The 25,359-nt window shown below is 34.3% G+C and carries 17 protein-coding genes; 14 read left to right on the top strand and 3 right to left on the bottom strand.

Going from position 1 to position 25,359, the window contains the following annotated elements; all coding sequences use genetic code 11:
• Positions 1-183 precede the first annotated feature (183 nt).
• Entirely contained in the window at positions 184-1,989 is a 1,806-nt protein-coding gene (locus MHH94_RS01280; RefSeq protein WP_084756056.1) for an acyltransferase family protein, read from the bottom strand.
• Between the two features lie 214 nt (positions 1,990-2,203).
• Positions 2,204-2,506, bottom strand: coding sequence for a hypothetical protein (locus MHH94_RS01285; RefSeq protein WP_048540492.1), 303 nt, complete (start codon positions 2,504-2,506; stop codon positions 2,204-2,206).
• Positions 2,507-2,822: 316 nt separating this feature from the next.
• Between MHH94_RS01285 and mqo the strand changes: the two genes are divergently transcribed.
• The 6 genes from mqo (at position 2,823) to MHH94_RS01315 (ending at position 13,207) form a co-directional block, all read left to right on the top strand.
• Positions 2,823-4,307 (top strand): malate dehydrogenase (quinone), encoded by a 1,485-nt coding sequence (gene mqo / locus MHH94_RS01290; RefSeq protein WP_058592112.1) that lies wholly within the window; start codon positions 2,823-2,825, stop codon positions 4,305-4,307.
• A gap of 990 nt (positions 4,308-5,297) precedes the next feature.
• Positions 5,298-6,875, top strand: a complete 1,578-nt coding sequence (gene fadX, locus MHH94_RS01295) for a fatty acid degradation protein FadX (protein ID WP_058592113.1) — start codon at positions 5,298-5,300, stop codon at positions 6,873-6,875.
• Positions 6,876-6,889: 14 nt separating this feature from the next.
• On the top strand, positions 6,890-8,389 hold the full coding sequence (gene fadD / locus MHH94_RS01300) for a long-chain-fatty-acid--CoA ligase FadD (protein WP_058592114.1): 1,500 nt from the start codon (positions 6,890-6,892) through the stop codon (positions 8,387-8,389).
• A gap of 80 nt (positions 8,390-8,469) precedes the next feature.
• Positions 8,470-9,675, top strand: coding sequence for an acyl-CoA dehydrogenase FadE (fadE, locus tag MHH94_RS01305; RefSeq protein WP_025907634.1), 1,206 nt, complete (start codon positions 8,470-8,472; stop codon positions 9,673-9,675).
• Positions 9,676-9,729: 54 nt separating this feature from the next.
• Positions 9,730-11,988 (top strand): 3-hydroxyacyl-CoA dehydrogenase/crotonase FadB, encoded by a 2,259-nt coding sequence (gene fadB / locus MHH94_RS01310; protein WP_325868116.1) that lies wholly within the window; start codon positions 9,730-9,732, stop codon positions 11,986-11,988.
• A 31-nt stretch (positions 11,989-12,019) separates the two neighbouring features.
• The gene (locus tag MHH94_RS01315) at positions 12,020-13,207 is read left to right on the top strand and encodes a thiolase family protein (RefSeq protein ID WP_058592116.1); all 1,188 of its coding nucleotides are present in this window, start codon (positions 12,020-12,022) and stop codon (positions 13,205-13,207) included.
• Between the two features lie 207 nt (positions 13,208-13,414).
• On the opposite strand, the gene mbcS is transcribed toward MHH94_RS01315, so the two are convergent.
• Complete coding sequence (gene mbcS / locus MHH94_RS01320) at positions 13,415-15,001, bottom strand: acyl-CoA synthetase MbcS (protein ID WP_106417379.1); 1,587 nt, start codon at positions 14,999-15,001, stop codon at positions 13,415-13,417.
• 387 nt (positions 15,002-15,388) lie between these two features.
• On the opposite strand from mbcS, the gene MHH94_RS01325 reads away from it, so the two are divergent.
• The 8 genes from MHH94_RS01325 (at position 15,389) to MHH94_RS01360 (ending at position 25,358) form a co-directional block, all read left to right on the top strand.
• A complete protein-coding gene (locus tag MHH94_RS01325; protein WP_078355287.1) occupies positions 15,389-16,918 on the top strand; it encodes an NADH dehydrogenase subunit 5 in 1,530 nt (509 codons plus the stop codon).
• Positions 16,902-19,451: a DUF2309 domain-containing protein gene (locus tag MHH94_RS01330; protein WP_325878316.1), complete on the top strand. Its 2,550-nt coding sequence runs from the start codon at positions 16,902-16,904 to the stop codon at positions 19,449-19,451. The genes MHH94_RS01325 and MHH94_RS01330 overlap by 17 nt, the downstream gene beginning before the upstream one ends.
• A 51-nt stretch (positions 19,452-19,502) precedes the next feature.
• Positions 19,503-19,985 (top strand): hypothetical protein, encoded by a 483-nt coding sequence (locus MHH94_RS01335; protein ID WP_048540501.1) that lies wholly within the window; start codon positions 19,503-19,505, stop codon positions 19,983-19,985.
• A 29-nt stretch (positions 19,986-20,014) separates the two neighbouring features.
• The gene (locus tag MHH94_RS01340) at positions 20,015-20,383 is read left to right on the top strand and encodes a DUF2294 domain-containing protein (RefSeq protein WP_058592121.1); all 369 of its coding nucleotides are present in this window, start codon (positions 20,015-20,017) and stop codon (positions 20,381-20,383) included.
• Between the two features lie 148 nt (positions 20,384-20,531).
• Complete coding sequence (locus MHH94_RS01345) at positions 20,532-22,184, top strand: Na/Pi cotransporter family protein (RefSeq protein ID WP_058592122.1); 1,653 nt, start codon at positions 20,532-20,534, stop codon at positions 22,182-22,184.
• Between the two features lie 307 nt (positions 22,185-22,491).
• On the top strand, positions 22,492-23,568 hold the full coding sequence (locus MHH94_RS01350) for a Gfo/Idh/MocA family protein (protein ID WP_084756035.1): 1,077 nt from the start codon (positions 22,492-22,494) through the stop codon (positions 23,566-23,568).
• A gap of 15 nt (positions 23,569-23,583) precedes the next feature.
• Positions 23,584-24,300: a ThuA domain-containing protein gene (locus MHH94_RS01355; protein ID WP_025907242.1), complete on the top strand. Its 717-nt coding sequence runs from the start codon at positions 23,584-23,586 to the stop codon at positions 24,298-24,300.
• A gap of 17 nt (positions 24,301-24,317) precedes the next feature.
• Positions 24,318-25,358: a Gfo/Idh/MocA family protein gene (locus tag MHH94_RS01360; protein ID WP_078355282.1), complete on the top strand. Its 1,041-nt coding sequence runs from the start codon at positions 24,318-24,320 to the stop codon at positions 25,356-25,358.
• Position 25,359: the final 1 nt, after the last annotated feature.

Consider the following 25,359-nt stretch of genomic DNA (forward strand, 5'->3'; position numbering starts at 1 on the left):
TTTGTTTCAGAACTCAAATATGATATTAAAGGATGATTTCGTATGATTTTATTAATAGGAAAAATCATCATCTCAGTCGGTCTCATAGTCGGTTCAATTATAGAAGAAACAATACGAGCTAAACGAAAAAAACAGTCTAGAACAAAATAGGGTTCTAGACTGTTTTTTTGTTAATTTCAAATATCATGATTTTACATGTTTATTTATTTCGGACACGAGTGCTTGTACACCTTTGTATTCTAAATGAACGCCGTCATATGCAAAGTATCCAGGATTGCCTTTAGCTTTTTGATACCAATTGATTAATTGAACATTCTTATGTGAATCTGCTGCTTTCGAAAGTTTCTCATTTACACTTTGTTCCCAATCTCTTGGTACGTGTGTATTAACGACATATACATGCGCATTGCCAAACATTTTAATGAGCTTTGTCAAATCATCGTATGAAAAATCACCATTCGTACCAAGCTCGAGCACTACTTTTTGATTGTCTTTTTTAAAGTTATTGTATTTTTCTTGAACGAGTGGAATAGCGTCATTTAAATTGCGACCTATTTTTCCATCAATAATTGCACCTGGATATGTCTTATGTATTTCTTCCCCGATATCAACCATGACGGAATCACCGATAAATAACATTTTATCTTGATGCTTTCCTTTATGATTAATGGTTTGTTCGCTATTAACATTTATTTTAGGAATAGGTAATATCAAACTATTCTTATGGTCGTGATTTGAAACTTTAAAAGTCGTCTTAGCATGATGATGTTGCGTTTGTTGTAAATAATCAAAATGCCCTGAAAGTATTGTTAACGTAAGACCAACTAATACTAAAGTAATGCTACTCTTAGCAATGAGTGATTTTAATTGTGATTTTCCAGGCTTGAAGTATGCTAACCCATTTACTCGAATAGGTACTTCAACATATCGATAAGAGCTTTCAGCTAGCAATAACGTTAGGATGATTTCAACTAATACAATATATATAGGTATTTGCCCTTGAACAAAATGTTTATTGATAAATGTTATGACAGGATAATGCCATAAATATAAACTATATGATCTTTGTCCAATCCATACCAATAATCGATTACCTAATATTTTTGATAATAACGTACTAGGGTGAACGGCGCTCGCAATGATAGGTAAAGAACTTAAAGATATAAGATAAATGCCACCAAAGTATAACCAATTGTTATTGGATGAGACAGTCCACATAAAGTAAATTAATAGCGCTAATGAAATACAACCTATTGTTTCAATACCTATTTTTAACGGTGTTATAATTTGCTGCTTCAATCTAAAAGGCGGCCATATGTATGCCAGTAAAACACCTAATAGCAAAGTTTGTAACCTAGTGTCAGTGCCGAAATATACTCTCGAATTATCAACGTTCGGTTCAGCAATTAAGATCATTAACAATAATGAAATAAGAGAAGTTATAAACACAATTAAAAAGAAATGTCTTTTTAATTTTTTTATGCGAAGTAACATCATTAATAAAATTGGCCAAAATACATAAAATTGCTCCTCAATCGCTAAACTCCATAAATGTTTAAGTGGCATCACTTTAAAGCTATCAAAATAACTAACATGATGAAAAATATACCACCAATTAGATACATAAAATAAAGCTGCAAATGTGTCTTGTTTTACATTTTTAATAATGCTCGGTTCAAATAATAAGGTATATATTAAAACAATACATAATAAACATAAGACTGCTGGGAGTAACCTTTTAATACGTTTCTTCCAAAAGTGTAAGAGGTCAATCGTGCCAGTATGTTGATATTCATAGATTAATAAGCTTGTAATTAAATAGCCAGAAATAACAAAAAAAGTATCCACACCTAAAAAACCACCCGATAACCACTTAGGATTAAGGTGATAAATGATGATAGCTATAACAGCAATTGCGCGTAAGCCATCTAAACCATATAAATAACGAATTGAGTTTGAATTCGTACTTTTTCTTTGTCGTTCAATCATTACTCAATAACTCCTCAATATATTATAAAATCTTTGGTGAAGTCTATTCTATCATGTTTTACAAAATATTTACAAAAAAGGATGATGATTAGGAGGTTAATTCAATAAGAGAGGCAATGGTAACATTAAAAAAAGTAAAACAAGATGTGTTAGGCGGTAAAATAAAAAAACTGGACCAAATCAATCATGGTCCAGCCTCATAATATAAATCTACTTAACACATTCGTTTCAATAACTCAGCTTTAATAATATTTTGTGCTTCTTTGTAATTTTCTGCAGTATGTTCCTGTGCATTGACAATAAGTAAGTCGATTAAATCAGAATCACTTTTTTGATTAACTTCATCTTCGAATTGGAAAATGTTTTCTTCTGTTTCCCTATGGCTCGCGTTTGGCTTAATAATTTGATAGTAATTATCAGCGCCTAATCCACCTTCTTCAATCATAACTGAAATCTCTGAAGATCTTTGTTCATTCTGTCGGTTCACTTTTATAAGATTTTTACCTTCAACAGTCATTTGAAAAACCTCCTTGATTACGCATAATGAATATCCAAAATTCAAAGCAAGAGACAAATATCTATTTAATATTAGTGTATTATTACAAGGTAGAAATTACAACTAGAAAGCTCAAATAAAATTTTCAATGTATTTTTACAACACATCATATGACCTGCACACCTTATGATTTACTTTTACACAATATTGATTTAGAATTGGTATATAAAGAATTAAGATATCTCTTAAAGAAAGTTGCAATTCTTTCAGACTATTATATTTATGTACACCCAATTCATGAATATAATACATCTTAAATTTTAGAAAGGTGATCAAAATGGATAATAACCAACCAAAAGACGTTATTCTTATTGGTGCTGGTATTTTAAGTACGACATTTGGTTCTTTTTTGAAAAATATTGAACCAGATTGGAATATTAAGTTATTCGAAAGATTAGAACAACCAGCTATTGAAAGTTCAAATGAAAAAAATAATGCTGGTACAGGTCATGCTGCGCTATGCGAATTAAACTACACAGTTGAGCAAGAGGACGGTTCAATTGATGTTGAAAGAGCGAAAGAAATCAACGAGCAATTCGAAATTTCTAAGCAATTTTGGTCATACTTAGTTAAGAGCAAAGCTATCGAGAATCCACAAGAATTCATTAGACCATTACCACACATCAGTTTCGTAATGGGTATTCGAAATGTAGATTTCTTAAAACGTCGTTATGATGCATTAAAATCTTTACCTATGTTTGAAGGCTTAACTTATACAGAAGATCATAAAGTATTAGCTGAATGGATGCCTTTGATGATGCAAGGTCGTAATTCAAACGAACCACTTGCAGCAAGTAAAATTGACGAAGGTACAGATGTTAACTTCGGTGAATTAACGCGTAAATTAGTTAAAAATATCGAAAAACACGAAAATGCACAAGTTCATTTCCGTCATGAAGTAGTAGACTTTAAACAACTTTCTAATAGTAAATGGGAAGTTAAAGTTCGTAACTTAGAAACTGGTAAAGTAGAAACGCATGTTGCTGATTATATCTTTATCGGTGCAGGCGGACATGCCATTCCATTACTACAAAAAACAAAAATTCCTGAAAGTAGACATCTTGGAGGATTCCCAATTAGTGGTGCATTCTTAGTATGTAACAACCCTAAAGTAGTAAGTGAGCATAATGCCAAAGTTTATGGTAAAGAGCCACCTGGCACACCACCAATGACTGTACCTCACTTAGACAGACGTTATATTCAAGGAAAAGAAAGTTTACTATTTGGTCCATTCGCAGCAATCGGTCCAAAATTCTTGAAAAATGGATCTAACTTAGATTTATTTAAATCTATTAATACAAGTAATGTTGTGACAATGTTATCTTCAGGTGTTAAAAACTTATCACTTGTAAAATATTCAATTCAACAAGTATTACAACGTAAAGAAGATCGTATGAAAGAATTGCGTCGATTTGTACCAGATGCAAAAGACGAAGATTGGGATATTCATATCGCTGGTAAACGTGTACAAGTTATTAAAGATACAGAAGAACATGGCCGTGGATTTATTCAATTCGGTACAGAAGTTGTAAATTCAGAAGACCATACTGTAATTGCTTTATTAGGTGAATCACCAGGAGCATCAACATCAGTATCTGTAGCTTTAGAAGTAATTGAGAAAAACTTCCCTCAATATATGGAAAAATGGGAATCTAAAATTAAAGAAATCATCCCTTCATATGGAGAATCTTTAATTGAAGACTCAGCATTATTGAAGAAAACACGTAAACAAACAGCAGAAGCTTTAGAATTAAATAAATAATTTTGAAAAAAGAAGTCATTCCGGTAAGTCGGAATGACTTTTTTATGTTTAAACGCACGAAGACTTCGAGATATCGTGCGCTGAGGTACAAAATCAGGGTGTATCGCACGAAGACTGGGAGATATCGTGCGCTGAGGTACAGAATCAGGGTGTATCGCACGAAGACTTCGAGATATCGTACGCTGAGGTATAAAATCAGGGCATATCGCACGAAGACTTCGAGATATCGTGCGCTGAGGTATAAAATCAGGATGTATCGCACGAAGACTTCGAGATATCGTGAGCTGAGGTATAAAATCAGGGCATATCGCACGAAGACTTCGAGATATCGTGAGCTGAGGTATAAAATCAGGGCATATCGCACGAAGACTGGGAGATATCGTGCGCTGAGGTATAAAATCAGGGCATATCGCACGAAGACTGGGAGATATCGTGCGCTGAGGTATAAAATCAGGGTGTATCGCACGAAGACTTCGAGATATCGTGCGCGTATAAATGAATCGTTCAATTTTTAAGAAATCCTACATATAGAATTGTCCACTCCAACTATTCCTTCTAATTATTTACTTGTGTGTTAATGTTTCATTTATCAAATAATAAAATTTCAAATTATTTTAGAGTGAGAAGTGATATTTTCGCTTGGTGATTGGTATTTCAATGTTGTTGATTATACGATGCATGAGTAATTTAATGACCGTAATATTTTATTGATATAATGAAGTTTTTTATGTGTGTGATAATTTTCAGGGTATACGTATGTTCTGAACGAGCAGTAATTATTTTAAAAAATATTACAACTACGGTATGTGAGGAGGTACTAAGTGTTAGTTGTAATTATTTCTAATTTGTAATTAAAAAGATATTGTCGTATACCTTTTTACTTTTCTTTCATATTTACACTATGTTATATTTACTAATGTAAGGGCTTACATTTTATTGGGGAGGTCTTTTATGGAATGATTGTAATTATGAAAGATAGGGGATAATCGTATGCAAATTATTTCGTTCGAAGATTTGAAAGACATTGTAAAAAGTGGAGATGTTATTTCACTGGCAGCTTTATCAGTGAGTAATTTACCAGTGAGTGTCTTAAAACATTTGATTAAAGCTCATGATGAATATGGAAACCTTAATGATTTAACTTTTATGGTTGCGAATGATATTAGTGATTATCGTGGTGATGGTTATGATTTAGATTCATTTGTGAGTAGAGGTATGGTTAAAAGACTCATTATGAGTATTATCATTGGTTCACCTAAAACGATAGAAGCGATAAAGAATAATGATGTAGAAGCATATTTTGTACCGCAAGGATTGTTAGCTACACATTATCGGAATTCGTTAGCCAAATTTCCAGATATGATTTCTAAAATAGGTTTACACACTTCCGTGGATCCTAGATTTGATGGCGGAAAAGTCAATGATGTGACTAAGGAAGATATCGTTTCTTTATTAGAAATTAATAATGAGGAATATTTACAATATAAATTTCCTAAAGTTGATATTGCATTGCTTCGTGGTACATACGCTGATAGCGAGGGGAACATTTATATGCATCATGAAGCACACTTAGGAGAAGGCTATGGTGCTGCTCTAGCGGCGCATCAAAATGGTGGGAAAGTTATTGTACAAGTTAAAGAAATTGTACAACATGGTAGCTTCAAACCAACTGAAGTCTTTATTCCTGGAGAGCTTGTGGATTATGTATGTGTAAATGATGACCCAAAACATCATAGACAAACCATTCAAGATTATTATGACCCAGCTATTTCGGGTGAATATAAAGTACTTAGTATGCCTGAACCAATTAATGAATTGAGTACACGTAAAGTGATTTTACGACGTGCTGCCCAATTTTTAAATGTAGATAATGTTGTGAGTATAGGGTTTGGTATTAACAATGAATTATCGAATTTATTGGTTGAGGAAAAAGCTGAAGACTTAGTTCAACTGAATATAGATACAGGAGTGTTTGGTGGGATGATTGGAAGTGGTCAAAACTTCGGATTAAATTACAATTTAGATGCGAAGATGCGACATGAAATGACATGGGACTTTATTTATAGCGGAGGCATAGATGTAGCTTATTTAAGCTTTGCTGAAGTGGATCAGTTTGGTAATGTCAATGTTTCAAAATATGGCGATAGAATGAATGGTTGTGGGGGATTCATAGATATTAGCCAAACGGTCCAAAAAATTATTTTCTCAGGAACAATGGTAGTAGGAAGTAAGGCTACTTGGAATGATAAAGGTTTAGTTATTGAAACAGAAGGTCATGCAAAGAAATTTGTTGAACAAGTGCATAATATGGACTTCAATGCATCTTATGCTAAGTCATTAAATCAAGAGATCTATTATGTAACGGAACGCGCTGTATTCCAATTAACCGATGAAGGTGTGAAATTGATTGAAATTGCAGCTGGATTAGATTTAGAGAAAGATATTCTAGCCAATATAGCATTTCAACCGATAATTGCTGAAGAACTTAAAGTAACGGATCAGCAAATTTATCAAGAAAATTGGGGAGGATTGCAACAATGTATTAAAGACAATGGTTCAAACTATTAAGGGGGTAGTTTAATATGAATTACGATTGGATTAAAACAAGAGCGCAATATGACGAAGAAAAGGCAGCAGTTACCGATCCACTAAAAGGAACAGAATGGACTTATCAAGATTTAAATATTCGTGCTGAGAACTTAGCCAACCATCTTGAAGAACAAGGTATTAAAAAGGGAGATGTCGTTGGGATATTTGCACCAAATGATGTAGCGGTTCTTGACCTACTATTCGCTTCATTTAAGATTGGCGCAGTATACTTCCCAATGAACTGGAGACTCAAACCGAACGAAATTGAAAGTGTCATAGAAGATTCAGGTGTGAAGTTTATATTCTATGCGAATCGTCATTTAAGTAGTTTACAAGGGATTGCAGATGACTATTTACACATGGATATCGATTCACCTGAATATGATGAACTTGTAAATCCTAAAAATCATAAACCATTCAAGACAGTAGATGTAGGTCGTGATGATTTAGCGGCATTAATGTACACAAGTGGAACAACAGGATTACCAAAAGGTGTCATGTTTACTTATGATTCATTCACATCAAATGCGATTAATACGATACTCACTTATAAAGTGAATTCAGGATTTTCATCTATTATTTCGTTACCGATGTTCCATGTATTTGGATTTAATGATTTAGTGATTCCATTGTTGATGGCGGGTGGTTCACTCGTATTACATCGTTACTTCGAAGGTGAACAACTCAACGATTTAATGGCTAAATATAAACCGAATTACTTATCGCTTATTCCAACAATGTATTATGCCATGTTAGTAGCACCTAACTTTGATGTGAAGAACTTTGACAATATTGATTTTCTTATTCAAGGTGGTTCAGCACCATTGCCTGGTGTTCAGAAAAAATTTGCAAGCATGGGGTTAAATATTATTAATGGTTATGGCTTAACAGAAGCACCATTAGCGATGATTAATACACCTACTAACTCACTTGAAAAGCCAATGAGTATAGGGAAGCCAGTTATGTATGTAGAATCAAGATTATTTGACGAAGATTTCAACGACGTACCTGTAGGTGAAATTGGTGAATTAGCGATTAAAGGTAAACAAGTTACACCAGGTTATTGGCAAAAACCAAAAGAAACGGAAGAATCTTTCCATGATGGCTTTTTCTTAACAGGTGATTTAGCACGTATAGATGAGGATGGCGATATATTTATTGTAGATAGAAGAAAAGAACTGATTATTACAGGTGGAGAGAACGTCTTACCATCTGAAGTTGAAATCGTTCTAGCTGGTCATCCACTCGTCGCACAATGTGTTGTCGTAGGTTACGAAAATGAAAAATTTGGTGAAACTGTAGCGGCTGCTGTGTTACTTAATGAACAAGATCCAGATTTCGTAGAGAAATTAGATGCTTATATGCGTGAAAACTTGGCAAGTTACAAAGTGCCTAAAAATTATCTAACCGTTACGAAAATGCCATTAACTTCAACTGCTAAACCAGACAAGTTAGAAGTGAAAGCTATGATGAAGAGAAAGTTTCAACAATAAACAAAGATGACGCTAACATGAATACTAAATTTTTTTAGAGAATTATGTAAGCGCTTTAATAACATTTGGAGGTCATATATATGTCAACAAAATTAGAAACATTAAAAGCATTATTTCCAGAGGATGTATTGAATATTTCGAAACAATTAACAGATGGTGAAGTCAAGTTCTTAAAACAACTTGATGATTTATTAGAAGAAAAATATCGTCCAACAATCAACGAACATTGGGTGAATGCGACAGTGCCAGAAGACTTCTTCGATGATATGGGGAAACTCAACTATTTCCAAAATCCATTATTATTTGAAGGGCGTGAAGGTGCTAAGACACCTAGTCAATTATTCCAATTTTTCATGTCTTATGTCGTAGCACGATTCGATGTATCTTTAGTAACATTATTAGGTGTCCATCAAGGATTAGGACATAATTCATTCTTATTCGGTGGTAGTAAAGAACAAGTTGCATACTACATCCCTAAATTACAATCACATGAACTAAGAACATGCTTTGCGTTAACTGAACCAGAACACGGATCAGATGTTGCAGGTGGGTTAGAAACAACTGCAAAACGTGAAGGCGATAAATGGATTTTAAATGGTGAAAAGAAATGGATTGGCGGTGCAAATTTAGCGGATGTTATTCCGGTGTATGCTGTAGATGTTGAAACAGGTAAACCTAAAGGCTTTATTGTTAGACCAGAACAAGCAGGTGTGGATATTGAAGTGATTGAAAATAAAATTGCTTTAAGAATCATTCCAAATACAATTATTAAATTAGACAATGTAGAAGTTGAAGAAGATCAAAGACTTCAAAATATAAATGGTTTTAAAGATATTGCGAAAGTACTTTATTCTACACGTGCAGGTGTTGCATATATGGCAACGGGTGCTTTAGCAGGTGCTTTACGCGCAACTCTTGATTATGTAACAGAACGTAAACAGTTCGGTAAAGAAATTAGTAAATATCAATTAATCCAAGAGAAATTAGCAATGATGCAAGGGAATTTAGCACATTCAATGTCTATATGTGCTCAACTTGCTAGAATGCAAGAAAATGGTGAATACGACGAAGTTGCCACTTCAACTGCTAAGATGATGAATTCACTTAGATTAAGAGAATCTGTCGCAATGGGTCGAGGTATCACAGGCGGTAACGGTATTTTAGCTGAATATGATATTGCGAGATTCTTCTCAGATGCAGAAGCAGTATACACATACGAAGGTACACACGAAATCAATGCACTGTTAATTGGACGTGCATTAACTGGAGATTCAGCATTTATTTAAGTTAACTGAGCAAGATGAAACACACTCAGAATATATGAATTTGGAGGACTTTTTATGACGATAAGTAAAGCGACCATTCTAGGTGCAGGTACAATGGGTAGCCAAATTGCTGCACTATTAGTGAATGCAGGTTTAAAAGTAAAATTATTAGATATAGTAATCGATGAAAAAGACCCGAATAAAATTTCTAAAAAAGCATATGATGTAATTACAGATGCTAAAAGACCTTTATTATTCGATTTAGAATTTGCATCTAATTTATCTTACGGTAATTTTCAAGATGATTTAATAGGTGAAGATGATGCAGATATTTATATTGAAGCGGTTAAAGAAGAATTAGATATTAAACATCAAGTATGGAAACAAGTTACTCAAGTTGCGAAAGATAATGCGATATTTGCGACGAATACTTCAGGTATTCCAATTGAAGCAATATCTAAAGCATTTAGTGATCAAGATAAAGAAAGATTTTTAGGATTACATTTCTTTAATCCACCTCGCATTATGAAACTTGTAGAGGTCATTCCGAATCGTAATACGTCAGATGCGATTGTTGAAAGAACACAAGTATTTGCTGAAGAAGTACTTGGTAAAGGTGTTGTCATTGCGAATGACGTGCCTGGATTTGTAGCGAACAGAGTCGGTACACAAACGATGAATGACATTATGTATCGTGGCGAAGAACAAGGATTTTCAATTATTGAAGTAGATGCTTTAACGGGTAGAGCAATTGGTAGACCGAGTACCGGAACATATGGTTTATCTGACTTAGTTGGTTTAGATATAGCCGTTACTGTTACGAGAGGACTCCAACAAGTGCCTGAAGAGCAACCGTATTTCAAAGATACTAAAGTTGCCGATACACTTGTCAAAAATGGCTCGTTAGGTAGAAAAACGAAACAAGGTTTCTATAAAAAAGATAAAAAGACAAGACTTGTTTACGATATAGAAAGTGATTCGTACGTACAACCTGAACCGCCTAAATTCGAAATTCTTACTAGATTTAGTAAAGACTTAAAATCCAATTTAGATGTCATTTTTAATGCTGAAGATGATGGAGGTAAATTCTTATGGGAAACATTAAGGAATAATTTCTATTATTCAGCGATTAATGTTCCTAAAGCTGCAACTGACTTTAAAGATGTAGACCGTGCGCTTGTATGGGGATTTAACTGGAAAAAGGGACCATTCCAACTTTGGGACTTAATGGGCTTTGACCGTGTTAAAGATAGAATGAAACAAGAACTCGGTGAATTACCTGAATGGATCGAACAACAAAGTGGTGGGTTCTATAAAGAAGGCGAATCAATAGAACGTGTCACACCGACATCAGCTTTTATTGACCGTGAAGTATGGAATAGAGAAGATTCTAATTTATCAGTAGCAAATAAAGATCAATTATTACTTAAAATTCAAAGTAAAAATAATATTATATCTGATGGCTTTGCGAACGACTTAATAGAATCGATTGATTTATTAGAACAAGAAGATTATACAAGCATGGTTATATATGCAGATGGCAATAATTTCAGTGTTGGTGCAAACTTGTTCTTAATGAAACAAGCACATGAAAGTCAGAAAGTAGATGAATTAGTAGGTCCGGCAATTGATAAATTACATGAAAGTTTCGGAAGAATGAAATATTCACTAAAACCTATCGTAACTGCAGTTCATGGTAGAGCTTTAGGTGGCGGTTGTGAAGTTGTCTTACACTCACCATTTATCGTTGCTGCGAGTGAAACATACATTGGATTAGTTGAAACTGGTGTAGGTCTATTACCTTCAGGTGGTGGATTAGCAGAGTTTGCAGATAGAGTACTTAGAACAAATCATAAAAATGATGATAAACAAGCATCGATTACGAAAGTATTAATGAATGTCGGTTTAGCTAAAGTATCTACAAATGCATACGAAGCTAAGAGATATGGTTATTTAAGAGATATCGATACAATCATTTTCAACAAAGAAAGACGTGTTGAAGTTGCTTTAAATAAAGCGAGATATGAATCTGAAACAAACTATATTCCTAAACCTAAAGCTCAATATCCAGCGCTAGGCAGAGATTTTAAAGCTTTAGCACAAGCTGAACTAGATGCGCAAAGAATTGGTCACTTCATTAGTGATTATGATTACGAAATTACTTTAAAAGTTGCACATATACTTGCAGGTGGAGATTTACCTCGTAATACGTATATTAATCAACGATATATTCAAAAGCTTGAACGAGAAGGCTTTTTATCTCTACTCAAAAATGAAAAAACATATGATCGTATCACGCATATGTTAGAAAAAGGTAAACCATTACGTAACTAATGAAGTGTTGAATAAGAGAGGATGGATATCAATGCAAGAGGCATATATAGTAGCATACGGACGTTCTGCAGCAGGTAAAGCTAAACCAGGTGGTGCATTATTTCATGAAAGACCTGATGAAGTTGCAGCTCAAGTATTAAAAGGTGTACTCAATCGTGTAGGTGGTACATTTGATGGAAGTATGGTTCAAGATGTTATCGTGGGGAACTCTTTTCCAGAAGGATTACAAGGTCAAAATATTGCACGTTCAATAGCATTACTTGCTGGATTACCAAATGAAGTTCCTGGACAAACGGTTAATCGTTATTGTTCTTCAGGCTTGCAAACCATTGCGATAGCAGCAAATGAAATTATGTCTAAGCAGGCAGATGTGCTTGTAGCAGGTGGCGTTGAATTAATGAGTGCCGTACCAATGGGGGGTAATGAGCCAACAAATAATCCGGAGTTACAAGAAGCGGATACAGGTGTTTCTTATCCTATGGGACTAACGGCAGAAATGGTTGCTGAAGAATATAAAGTTTCAAGAGAAGAACAAGATGCTTATGCAGTTGAAAGTCATAAAAGAGCATCAGAAGCACAAAAATCAGGTAAGTTTGAAGATGAAATTATACCAATTGAAGTGCATAAAGTTAAATACGATGAGAATGGTCCAAATGTAACGAAAGAAATATTTAAACAAGATGAACTCATTCGTCCAGAAACAGATTTAGAAACATTATCTAAATTAAGAACAGTATTTAAAGCTGACGGCACAGTTACAGCAGGTACATCGGCTCCACTTACAGACGGAGCAGGATTTGTTGTATTGATGTCAGGCGACAAAGTAAAAGAATTAGGTGTTAAACCAATTGCTAAATTTGTAGGATTTAAAGCAGTAGGTGTAGACCCTAAATTAATGGGCATAGGACCAGCTTATGCAATACCAGAAGTATTAGAATTAACAAATTTATCAGTAGATGATATCGATTTAGTAGAACTCAATGAAGCATTCGCTTCACAAACAGTAGCATCTATAAACGAAGCAGGGTTAGATATTAATAAGACAAACGTTAACGGTGGTGCAATAGCACTCGGACACCCACTCGGTGCTACAGGTGCTATGTTAACAGGTAAGCTATTGTCAGAAATGAGTAAACGCCCAGACTCCAAATACGGTATGGTAACAATGTGTATCGGCGTCGGAATGGGAGCAGCTGGCATATTTGAATATGTTAGATAATATTTATAAAGCATTCGATCATACGGTCGAATGCTTTTTTGATGGTATAAGGTGGGTGTGTTGGAGATTTGGTGGGAGAGGTGGGGGATTCTTGGCTTAATGGATGAGTAAAGCCAAGACATCTCTACATATCTCATCTCAAACAAAAAAAGACGAGACATACATTTTGTCTCGTCCTCCAGTCACTACTTTTCAATACTTCTTTTCCTATGATTGTTTATTATATTTTTCTTTTTCTGCTTCTCTTAATTCAACGCGGCGTATTTTGCCTGAATTAGTTTTTGGTAGTTCGGATACAAATTCGATTGCTCTTGGATATTTATATGGTGCGACGTCACTTTTTACGTAAGTTTGTAGTTCTTTGACGAGTGCTTCGTCGCCTACGATATCATTTTGTAAAATGACAAATGCTTTGACGATATTGCCTCTGATTTCGTCTGGGCTTGCGACGACTGCACATTCTTGCACTTTCGGATGTTTAGTAAGTGAATCTTCTACTTCGAATGGTCCGATTGTATAACCTGAACTAATGATAATGTCATCTTCTCTTCCTTTAAACCAGAAGTACCCATCTTCGTCTAATCTTGCGCGGTCTCCAGTTACATAATAGTTTCCACGTTTTGATTTTTCGGTACGTTCTTCGTCTTTAAAATAGCCTTGGAATAATGATGGTGAATCTAATGATACGGCAATGTCTCCTGTGGCACCGTTAGTTATTGGGTCGCCATCTTCGTCTATTACGGTTACATAACTACCTGGTATTGCTTTACCCATGGCACCTGGTCTGCTTTCTGTATCTTTTAAAAATGCGATAAGTAATGTATTCTCAGTTTGGCCATATCCATCTCTTACTTTAATGTTGAAGTTATGATTGAATTGTTCGATGACTTCTTTATTTAATGGTTCGCCAGCTGATACTGCACTGTGTAAATGTTTCAATGTATAGTCTGAAAGATTTGGCAGTTTAGCCATTAATCGATATTCAGTAGGTGTACAGCATAATGCGTTAATTTGATGTTTTTCGAGTAAGTCCAAATATTTAGCTGCATTAAATTTACCATTATAAACAAATGCGATGGCGCCAGAACCTAATATTGATAGAAATGGACTCCAAATCCATTTTTGCCAACCTGGTGCTGCAGTTGCCCATACAGTATCTTTGTCTGTAATACTTAACCAATGTTTTGGCGCTGTTTGGATGTGTGCAAATCCCCATCCATGTGTATGTATAACAGCTTTTGGTAATCCAGTTGTACCAGATGTATATGATAAAATTGCGATATCATCACGTTTTGTTTCATCAACTGTAAGTTCTAAGCTTGCAGTTTGTATTGCTTCATCGATAGAAATCCAATCTTGTTGTTTAGAGCCTACAATAAATTTAGTGAGTTGATCATATTCTTGAATATTTTCAAATTCGCCTGTACATTGATCGATGACTACGACTGCATTGACTTCACCATGCGTAATGCGATGTTGTAAGTCTTTAGTTCTTAACATTTCTGAACTTGGAATGATAATAAGCCCAAGTTTAAGTGCAGCAATGTATACTTCATATGTTTTTATTGAGCGTGGCATCATAATAAGTACTTTGTCGCCTTTTTGAAGACCTTGTGCTTTAAAGATGTTGCCCACTTTATTTGAATTTTGTAGAAGTTTAGCGTACGTAATCGTTTCTACGTTGCCATCGACATCTTCGAATATAATGGCTTCTTTCGTTTCATCTACTGCATGTCTTTCGATTTCATTAACAATATTGTATGTTTCTGGTGCTATTAAGTCTGATCTATTCATGTTAATCTCCTCGTTTGTTTAAGATATTGTTTTATTTTAACAGTGAATAATCATTAATACGAATAAATGAAACTATAGAATATTTTAAATAGTCAAACTATTGACATTTGTTGAAAATAAATATATGTTATAAAAGTATATAAAATTTCATAGCATCTAAACTTTAGCAAGTGGCTAATCGATATTGGCTAATTGAAAAAGTAAAAACGTTGCAATGACTCACGATTAAAAATTTCAAAAAGATTACATATAAATAATAAGGAAGCAATTAAAATAACGGTAAGCGTTAGTTTGATTGAAGCCGACAATTAAAGCAAATCTGCACGAGAGGTTTGTTTTAAATTGTCGGCTTTTTTTATTGCTTTTAACAGAAAAGGAGCGACCGACATGACAGGTTTATTAGTATTATTTTTTATTTCAATTGGATTAGCGCTTATAAGTAGCATCATATATTTACTGCCAAAAGTGGCAAAGTCATATATTAATGTTCACTTAGTAATCGCATTTATACCAGTGATTATCGCATTAATAGGCTTGTGTATGACAAGCGGAAATACATATATAGGATTTTGGCATTTAGATAAATTGTCATGGTTGCTCTCACTCTTTATTTTGAGTATTGGTCTTATTATTCAAAGGTTTTCCGTACGTTATTTAGATGGAGATGCACAGTATCGTAAATATTTTTCATTATTTACTTTTATGACAGTGTTTGCTTCGATTGCATGGTTAAGTAATGATTTAAGATTAATGGCGATATTATGGGGGTTAACATTATTTTGTTTAACGCGTTTAATCGGTTTAAACAAACAATGGCACATTACGAAACGTTTAGCGAAAAGTACTAGCATGATCTTTATCGTTAGTTGGGTTGCTTTAGTAATCGCGATTATACTGACATACAATGTAACGGGTGAATGGCAACAGTCTACTATATTTAGTGAAAGCCAACTTGACCAATTTGATTCGTGGCAAGGTGTGGTTATTCAGTTGATGTTAGTGATATCGGTCATCATTCCAGCAGCTCAGTGGCCATTTCATAGATGGCTAATAGAATCTGTAGCGGCACCAACTCCTGTTTCAGCGATTATGCATGCTGGTATTGTAAATGTAGGTGGTGTTATTTTAACGAGATTTGCACCGATTTTTACAAATGAATGGATAATTGGGTTACTTATCATTATCGCAACGATTTCAGTATTGATGGGAGCGGGCATTAGTTTAGTACATGTGGATTACAAAAGGCAGTTAGTAGGTTCAACGATTGGACAGATGGGCTTTATGCTTATCCAATGTGCTTTAGGTGTTTATTCAGCAGCTATCGTTCATCTTATGTTACATGGATTATTTAAAGCGACGCTATTTTTACGTTCTGGTTCTGCTGTAAGAACTTTTGATATGCCTTCAAGAATAAATGAAAGTGTGTCTTATATATGGGTTCTAGTTGGTCGATTATTATCAATTATGATTGGTATTATCTTTTGGCTTATGGATCCAACAAGTAGTTACCAAATCATTAGTGCACTTATATTAGCTTGGTCATTGTCTGTTTCATGGACGCAACTTGTCGCATATGGTGAGGGCAAGTTAGGTAGAATCATTGGATTATTAGCACTATTAATTGTTGGTTTATCTTACTTTGGTGTACATCATTTATTCCATGATTTGTTACATCAATACGCTACAAGTGTGAATCATACACCAATATTTGCAGTCATTATCATGATTGTATTGCTTTTAATAGGAAGTGCACTGAACTTGTGGGTTGCAAGAAATCATTCATCTAAAATTGTCACGATTATATATTTATGGATTGTACATTTAGGTGAATCGAAAGTGCAAAATATTGAAACACATCCACGCTATTTGAAAAATCATGAGTTTAAAGGAGGTTATCAGCATGACGCAAACAATTGAATCACAAAATGACATCACATATTCAATTAAAGAGGCGAGTCGTGTCATAACACCACTTTCTCCTATTAATATATTTGCAGCAAGACATCCTTGGGCAAGCCTAGAAGATTGTACTTTTGAAAATGTCGCGAGATGGTTTCAAAAGGTACAGAATGTCGATTTGTATCCGAATGAAAGTTTATTATTTGCTGCAATTAAAAAAGGAGAAATTAAACAGGAATATATAGAAGAACGGTTATCAGCATGGCTATCGAATGATAATACGCCATTAAATAAAGTGATGTTAAGAGAATACGCTGAAAGTATCTTGTTTAATAGAACTCACAAAGTAAATCTTACTGAACAAGATCAAAAGCAATTAAGAACATCATTAGAAAATGTTGAACTGAGTAAACAAAAAGAGGATGACATTATTTTAAGTACGCGTATTAAACAATATTCTGGACAGGCATATTTAGATAAGTTGGATGCACAAATGATTAAGTGGAGTAAATTATATCTTGATGATAATCAATCAGGATGGGCAATCCATAAAGATGGTAAAGGTTTCTTCAAAAATTGGAAAAGGTTAGCTCATTTGGATCCATCTTTATCGAAGGCAGAAAGGCATAAAATAAAAATGCTACCATCAACATCTATTGAAACAATTGAAAGTTGTTTAGACAAACTTGGTATATCAGAAGCACAAGTACAATCATATCTTGAAATACACTTGTTGGCTTTACCAGGATGGGCAGGTATGATGCTTTGGAAAGACGAACGTTTAAACTTGCTGACGGATTATTTAGCCATAAGATTGGCTTTAGAATGGACATTGATGAGTGAACATGCTCAAGAGCAACAACATACTGAAGAAGATATGTCTCAAGTGCTATCTTGGTTTGAAAGTGGAATCTTAACGTTGGAAAATTGGTTCGCATTATCTCAAGGTGAACGAGAAGATTATGTAACATTTGCGCATCAATTTGATCGCATTACACAACATAAATTATTGCTAGAAGCTTGGGAAGATACGTATGGGTCACAATTACAAAGTGAAATTCAATCTCATTTCCATCATGAAGATGATAAAGCATTTGTCGAGGCACAGCTCGCTTTTTGTATTGATACACGGTCAGAACCTTTTAGAAGACAATTAGAAATGGAAGGTCCTTTCGAAACGATTGGTATTGCAGGATTCTTTGGACTACCAATTGAAAAGTGTGAACTCGGACATCAACATACACACAATGCTTTACCAGTAATGAATAAACCGCAACATAAGATTTATGAATACGAAGATGCACATCAATCCAATCATTACGTTGAAAAGAAAAAAAGTATTTCGTCAATATTTTATACATTTAAAAAAATGAAACAAAATGTATTACCAAGTCTATTGCTTCCAGAACTAACAGGTTCATGGCTAAGTGTACAAACGATAGCGAGAAGCTTTATGCCTAAACGTACGGGAGATTTGGTCAATCGATTTAATAAAAATCTTATGAATAAACCGGAAACGAAACTTTCTATAGATTATGCGTCAAATCGGTTTGGTGATTTACCTATTGGGTTTACGAAACAAGAACAGCTTACTTACGCACGAGAAGCATTGAAATTAATGGATTTAACGGAAGATTTTGCGCCATTAGTTGTCATTTGCGGACATGGTAGTCATAGTGCAAACAACCCTTATGCAGCTTCATTAGATTGTGGCGCGTGTGGTGGATCAGCGAGTGGTTTTAATGGAAAAGTATTAGCGACTTTATGTAATTTGCCTGAAGTTAGAGAAGGACTCAAAAGCAATAACATTATAATTCCGGAAGATACAGTATTTGTTGCTGCTGAACATAGCACGACAACAGATCAATTAGAATGGCTTTATGTACCCGAACTCTCGAATCAAGCTGAGCGTGCTTTAGAAAAATTAAAATCAGCTTTGCCTAAAGCTAGTCAAGAAGCAAATCGTTTAAGACTTGAAGATATTCCGGGCATGGAACATTCAAATGCACAATCCACAACTAAAGCAGAACAGTTAGCAAGTGACTGGAGTGAAATCCGACCAGAATGGGGATTAGCTAGAAATGCAACGTTTGTTATTGGTAAGAGAACATTAACAGAGCAATCTCAATTAAATGGTCGTGCATTTCTGCATAATTATGACTGGATGAAAGATCATGACGGTGAAATTTTAAATACAATTTTAAGTGGTCCAGCGACAGTTGCACAATGGATTAACTTACAATATTATGCTTCAACGGTAGCACCTTACTATTACGGAAGCGGCAATAAAATCACACAAACGGTGACGAGTGGTATTGGTGTTATGCAAGGAAATGGTAGTGATTTACTGACAGGTCTTCCTTGGCAATCAGTCATGAAAGCTGATGGAGAATATTATCATGCACCGATTCGATTATTAGTTGTAATACAAGCGCCGAATGATTATATTCGTAAATTACTCAATGAAAATACCGCGCTTAACACAAAAGTTAAAAATGATTGGTTATTGCTATCAAGTATAGATGAAAATGGTGAATGGCATAAATGGTAAATAAATGAGCAGGACAACAATTTATGTCCTAGACTCGAGAGGATGTATAATATGAATGATGAAAAAAATATACTCATACTATCTGATTTAAATACACATCTAGAAAGCCAACTTGTTGAATCTTTAAATTTCAACCCTAATCATGTTATGTCGATACAAAGCTATCAAGCAGAAATTTCGCATGCATATGGTGATGTGATGCGATCTATTATTATCGCGATTTATGAATATGATATAGAGAATATTTATATCATTAGAAAGTCAGACGATAAACAGGTTATCGCATTACCTGAAAGTGTTAAAAGTCATACAGAAAAAATTAAAACACTCGATTACTTGTTTAATAACTGTAAGCCTGAGTTTAGTAGTGACAATATTCATGAATGGTTAAATGGTGAAAGTGATATTCACCAAAGTATTAAACAAAGTATTCATCAAGTTTCTAATCATCCACTTATACCATCTGGTATTACAATAAACGGTATGACCATTAATCAAAGCAATATTGAAACAATTGCTGAATATTTAACATAAAGCAAAATAAGCATTAAGGAGAGACAAATATGGAAATGACAAAAGGAGCATGTGAATCAAAAATTAGTAAAGCCATTACACAATGGGAAAAAGAATATTTAGGTAGAGGATCTCTATCTGTAAAGACAGATATTATGAGAGATATGATTATTGTTGATTTACAAGGTGTGCTTACACCTGCAGAGTATAGCGTTTGTGAAACGCAAGAAGGTTTACTGAGTATAAAACGTACACGTTCAAAATTAGTAGAATCAGATATGGATCATTTATATCAAATGATATTTGAAATTACACAACAAGACGTCAAAAGTTTCCATACAGATTTAAGTTCACGAACAGGTGAACGTATGATGATCTTTAAAATGCATCATAATATAGAAGAACAATTTAATAAATAATTGCCAGATATCTATAATGAAAACCTTTTAAAAATTAAGTAGCAAAGAATAATCATAATTTTAATAAAAGTTAATTAAAAATTTACATTAGCTTAACAATTATAGTTTATTATTCACAATGGTTACAATAACTTTAAAGAGGTGTGTTATGGAACTCTCGGCTTTACAAATGATTTTTACATTCATCGGTGGATTAGGTATTTTCCTATACGGGATTAAACAAATGGGGGATGGATTACAAGCAGCAGCAGGCGATAGATTAAGAAGTATATTAAATAGATTTACAAGTAATCCTATTATGGGTGTACTTGCAGGTATGATCGTGACAATTTTAATACAAAGTAGTTCAGGAACAACGGTTATCACAATTGGACTCGTAAGTGCTGGATTTATGACGATGCGACAAGCAATAGGTGTTGTCATGGGTGCCAATATCGGTACGACGGTCACAGCGTTTATTATTGGGATTAACATTGGTGAGTATGCTTTACCAATACTAGCATTAGGTGCGTTTTTAATTTTCTTCATTCAAAAAAGAAAAGTTAAAAATATCGGTATGATTTTCTTCGGATTTGGATCACTATTCTATGGTCTAGAATTAATGAGTGGTGCAGTGAAACCACTTGCTAATTTAGAAGGCTTTAAACAAATTATGTTAGATATGTCTTCTACTCCGATATTAGGTGTACTTGCAGGTACATTTGTGACGTTAATCGTTCAAAGTTCAAGTGCAACGATTGGTATTTTACAAGGGTTCTATGCCAATGATTTAGTTTCATTGCATGGTGCATTACCAATCTTATTAGGTGACAATATTGGAACGACGATTACAGCTGTATTAGCAAGTTTAGCTGGCTCTATCGCTGCTAAGCGTGTTGCGATGGCGCATGTTATGTTTAATGTTATCGGTGCAGCAGTATTTCTATTAATATTACCATTCTACGAAATGACAATGGAATGGATTCAACACGCTATGAATTTAAATCCAAAAATGGTTATAGCATTTGCACACGGAACATTCAATGTAACAAATACACTTATACAGTTACCATTCATCTTCGCACTAGCTTGGATTGTAACGAAAATCATTCCAGGTGAAGATGTAAATGAAAAATATAAACCGAAATATCTTGATAATAATTTAATTAATCGAGCGCCTAGTATCGCACTTCAAGAGGCTCAAGATGAAATTCAAAATATCGGTAAAATGACTGTTTCAATGTTGAATAATGTTGAAAATATTGATGAAAAAGCAATTAAAAAGCATAAAGATAAACACCTTGCAGTAGATAATATGTATGATAATGTTCGTCAATATTTAAATAAATTATCTGAGAAAAAACTATCAGCTAAAGATGCTGAAAGGCTATCTGTTTTATATGATGTTAATAGAACAATATTGAAAGTATCAACTTTAACAGAATCATACTTAGAAGAATTGCAGAAGAAACAATCAGCTGATATTCAAATTTCATCAAAAGCAGAAGAAAGCATTGAACGATTATATGATCATGTAAAAATTTCATATGAAAAAACGTTTGAAGTATTTGATGTTTATGACAATCTTAAAAAAGACGAAGTTGTTAAACGAAGCCAAGATTCATATGTACTAGAGCATGACTTGCGTAAAAAACATATCAAAAGATTAAGCTCTGGCGAATGTTCACCAGAAGGTAGCCTTGTATATATCGACATGATATCAATTCTTGAAAGAATTGGTTACCATTCACGAAATATATCAGAATCCATGATTAACCTCGGAGAACATTCATACACACAAACAACTGAAGTGAAGATATAAATAAAATAAAAATAAATACCACCTCATTTCGCTGATTTAATCAGTTAGAAATGAGGTGGTATTTTTATAATTTGCGATTTTGGTCTTGGTCTTTTATTTCAAATAATTCAATTGTTTTTTCTATTTATCATACTGAAAATATTTTTAACTTATGAAAATATATTCAGATGTAAAATATAAGTGTCTTTGCAAGTGTTATTCGTTGGTGTTTATTGTTTTTTATTTTAACATAGTTATATAAACAAAAATGTAAGCGATTGCTTAATGTTATTAAATTGAGCATAAATACATAAAAGGGGTTGTACATATGAGTTTGAATGTAGGAATTATTGGTTGTGGTGGTATTGCGAATGGTAAGCATTTACCGAGTTTACAAAAAATAAACGAAGTGAACATTGTTGCTTTTTGTGATATCGATATTGAAAAAGCACAAGTAGCAGCTAAGGAATATGGTACAGATAATGCGAAAGTTTACGAAGATTACCAATCACTCTTAAAGGATGATGCTATTGATGTCATTCATGTATGTACACCGAACAGTTCTCATAAGGAATTAACGGTTGCGTCATTAGATGCAGGTAAACATGTTATGTGTGAAAAACCTATGGCTAAGACGACAGAAGAAGCGCAAGAAATGATTGAAGCGGCTAAACGTAATGGCAAGAAACTTACGATTGGTTATCAAAATAGATTTAGACCTGACAGTCAATATTTACATAAAGCGACAGAACGTGGCGACTTAGGGGATATTTATTTTGGGAAAGCACATGCTATTCGTCGTAGAGCAGTGCCGACTTGGGGTGTCTTCTTAGACGAAGAACAACAAGGTGGCGGTCCTTTAATTGATATAGGGACACATGCACTCGATTTAACATTATGGATGATGGATAATTACGAACCAGAATCAGTAATGGGTTCAACTTTCCATAAGTTAGGTAAGAAAGAAAATGCAGCTAATGCATGGGGACCATGGGATCCTGAAAAGTTCAAAGTAGAGGACTCAGCTTTTGGTTTTATTAAGATGAAAAATGGTGCGACAATCATGCTTGAATCAAGTTGGGCGTTAAACTCTTTAGAAGTAGATGAAGCAAAATGTTCATTATCTGGTACTGAAGGTGGTGCCGATATGAAAGATGGCTTAAGAATCCACGGAGAAGACTTTGGTTCTTTATATACAACGCAAGTAGAACTTGAGAATAAAGGCGTTGATTTTTATGAAGGCGAAAAAGTAGATGAAGCTGAAGTAGAGGCACGTAGTTGGATTGACAGTATTCTTAATGATACAGAGCCTGTTGTGAAACCAGAACAAGCAATTGTGATTACACAAATATTAGAAGCACTTTATGAATCAGCTAAGACTGGTAAAGCAGTATATTTTGACTAAAAAGGGGTTTTATTAATGAACATAACAGTATGGAATGAATATAGACACGAAGTAGAAAGTGAAGAAATTAAAGCAGTTTATCCTAATGGTATTCACAATGTAATTGCTGAATTTTTAGGTGAAGAGCACGACGTTAAAACAGCAACATTAGATGAAGCAGAACACGGATTAACGGATGAAGTATTAGCTGAGACTGATGTCTTGTTATGGTGGGGTCATAAAGCACATGATGAAGTGAAAGATGAAATCGTCGAAAAAGTAAAAGCACGTGTACTAGATGGTATGGGTCTTATCGTGTTACATTCTGGACATTTCTCTAAAATATTCAAAAGTTTGATGGGTACGACATGTGACTTAAAATGGCGCGAAGCAGATGATAGAGAGCGACTTTGGGTAGTTGACCCAACGCATCCAATTACAGATGGATTAGGGCAGTATATTGAATTAGAAAAAGAAGAAATGTACGGCGAACACTTTGATATACCGGCACCAGATGAAACAGTATTTATCAGTTGGTTTGAAGGTGGAGAAGTGTTTAGAAGTGGTGCGACATTTAAGCGCGGAAACGGAAAGATTTTTTATTTTAGACCGGGACACGAAAGTTACCCTACTTATTATAATGAAGAAATTCAACAAGTTATTAAAAATGCTGTTAAGTGGGCGAAAAATGATCGCACACCAAAACATCAATATGGTAATGCACAACCTTTAGAAGAAATTAGCAAGAAATAAAATAGGAGATTATATTTATGGATAAACTTAAACTAGGTGTTATAGGTGTCGGCGGTATCGCACAAAACAGACATATACCAGCTTTACAAAAATTAAATCACTTAGTTGAAATTGTTGGTGTACAAGATATCAATCAAGAGCTCGCTAAAAAAGTATCATCACAATTTCAAATTCCAAATGTCTTTTCTGAATATGGGGAGATGTTCAAAAGTGTAGATGCGGTCGTCATATGTACTCCGAATAAATTTCATGCAGAAATAACAGTTTCAGCGTTAAATGCAGGTGTACATGTATTTTGTGAGAAACCAATGGCTATGAATCGCGAAGAATGTGATGCAATGATTGAAGCGGCAAATCAATCCGGTAAAGAGCTCGCAATAGGCTATCATTATCGGTTTACAGATGCGGCAATAACAGCCCGTCGTGCAATTGACGAAGGTGTTGTAGGTGATGCGCTTGTAACGAGAGTACAAGCATTGCGTCGAAGAAAAGTGCCGGGCTGGGGTGTGTTTACAAATAAACAACTTCAAGGTGGAGGCAGTCTAATTGATTATGGATGCCATTTATTAGACCTTGCTTTATGGTTACAAACAGATGCGAAACCAGTCGAAGTATTAGGTAAGACATACAACCGTTTGAGTAAAACACCTAATCAAATCAATGATTGGGGAACATTTGATCATGAAACATTTGAAGTAGATGACCATGTTTCATCATTTATAACATTTGAAGATGGTTCAACGATGCAGTTTGAATGCTCATGGTCTGCGAATATTAAAGAAGATAAAATGCACTTAAGTATGTCTGGTGTAGATGGAGGCATTAACCTTTATCCATTTGAAATTTATCAACCTCGATTTGGTACATTTTTCAACGAACAAGCATATGCTGATCATAATGAAAATATTGCTGCAGAACGTCAGACTTTAAACTTTGTGAACAGTTGTTTAGGACTAGAGTCGTTGGTCGTGAAACCTGAAGAAGCTAGACGCGTGAGTGCATTAATAGATGCAATTTATGAAAGTAGTGAACAAGGAACGAGTGTTAAAATAAAATAAG

Origin of the sequence: Mammaliicoccus sp. FSL K6-3158 (genome assembly GCF_038005105.1) — a bacterium.
In the GTDB taxonomy this organism is placed as follows: Bacteria; Bacillota; Bacilli; order Staphylococcales; family Staphylococcaceae; genus Mammaliicoccus; species Mammaliicoccus sciuri.

Excerpts from the sequence above, each read along its gene's own strand:
- MHH94_RS01280 (WP_084756056.1), bottom strand. The coding sequence starts at position 1,989 with ATGATTGAACGACAAAGAAAAAGTACGAATTCAAACTCAATTCGTTAT.
- MHH94_RS01285 (WP_048540492.1), bottom strand. The coding sequence starts at position 2,506 with ATGACTGTTGAAGGTAAAAATCTTATAAAAGTGAACCGACAGAATGAA.
- mqo (WP_058592112.1), top strand. The coding sequence starts at position 2,823 with ATGGATAATAACCAACCAAAAGACGTTATTCTTATTGGTGCTGGTATT.
- fadX (WP_058592113.1), top strand. The coding sequence starts at position 5,298 with ATGCAAATTATTTCGTTCGAAGATTTGAAAGACATTGTAAAAAGTGGA.
- fadD (WP_058592114.1), top strand. The coding sequence starts at position 6,890 with ATGAATTACGATTGGATTAAAACAAGAGCGCAATATGACGAAGAAAAG.
- fadE (WP_025907634.1), top strand. The coding sequence starts at position 8,470 with ATGTCAACAAAATTAGAAACATTAAAAGCATTATTTCCAGAGGATGTA.
- fadB (WP_325868116.1), top strand. The coding sequence starts at position 9,730 with ATGACGATAAGTAAAGCGACCATTCTAGGTGCAGGTACAATGGGTAGC.
- MHH94_RS01315 (WP_058592116.1), top strand. The coding sequence starts at position 12,020 with ATGCAAGAGGCATATATAGTAGCATACGGACGTTCTGCAGCAGGTAAA.
- mbcS (WP_106417379.1), bottom strand. The coding sequence starts at position 15,001 with ATGAATAGATCAGACTTAATAGCACCAGAAACATACAATATTGTTAAT.
- MHH94_RS01325 (WP_078355287.1), top strand. The coding sequence starts at position 15,389 with ATGACAGGTTTATTAGTATTATTTTTTATTTCAATTGGATTAGCGCTT.
- MHH94_RS01330 (WP_325878316.1), top strand. The coding sequence starts at position 16,902 with ATGACGCAAACAATTGAATCACAAAATGACATCACATATTCAATTAAA.
- MHH94_RS01335 (WP_048540501.1), top strand. The coding sequence starts at position 19,503 with ATGAATGATGAAAAAAATATACTCATACTATCTGATTTAAATACACAT.
- MHH94_RS01340 (WP_058592121.1), top strand. The coding sequence starts at position 20,015 with ATGGAAATGACAAAAGGAGCATGTGAATCAAAAATTAGTAAAGCCATT.
- MHH94_RS01345 (WP_058592122.1), top strand. The coding sequence starts at position 20,532 with ATGGAACTCTCGGCTTTACAAATGATTTTTACATTCATCGGTGGATTA.
- MHH94_RS01350 (WP_084756035.1), top strand. The coding sequence starts at position 22,492 with ATGAGTTTGAATGTAGGAATTATTGGTTGTGGTGGTATTGCGAATGGT.
- MHH94_RS01355 (WP_025907242.1), top strand. The coding sequence starts at position 23,584 with ATGAACATAACAGTATGGAATGAATATAGACACGAAGTAGAAAGTGAA.
- MHH94_RS01360 (WP_078355282.1), top strand. The coding sequence starts at position 24,318 with ATGGATAAACTTAAACTAGGTGTTATAGGTGTCGGCGGTATCGCACAA.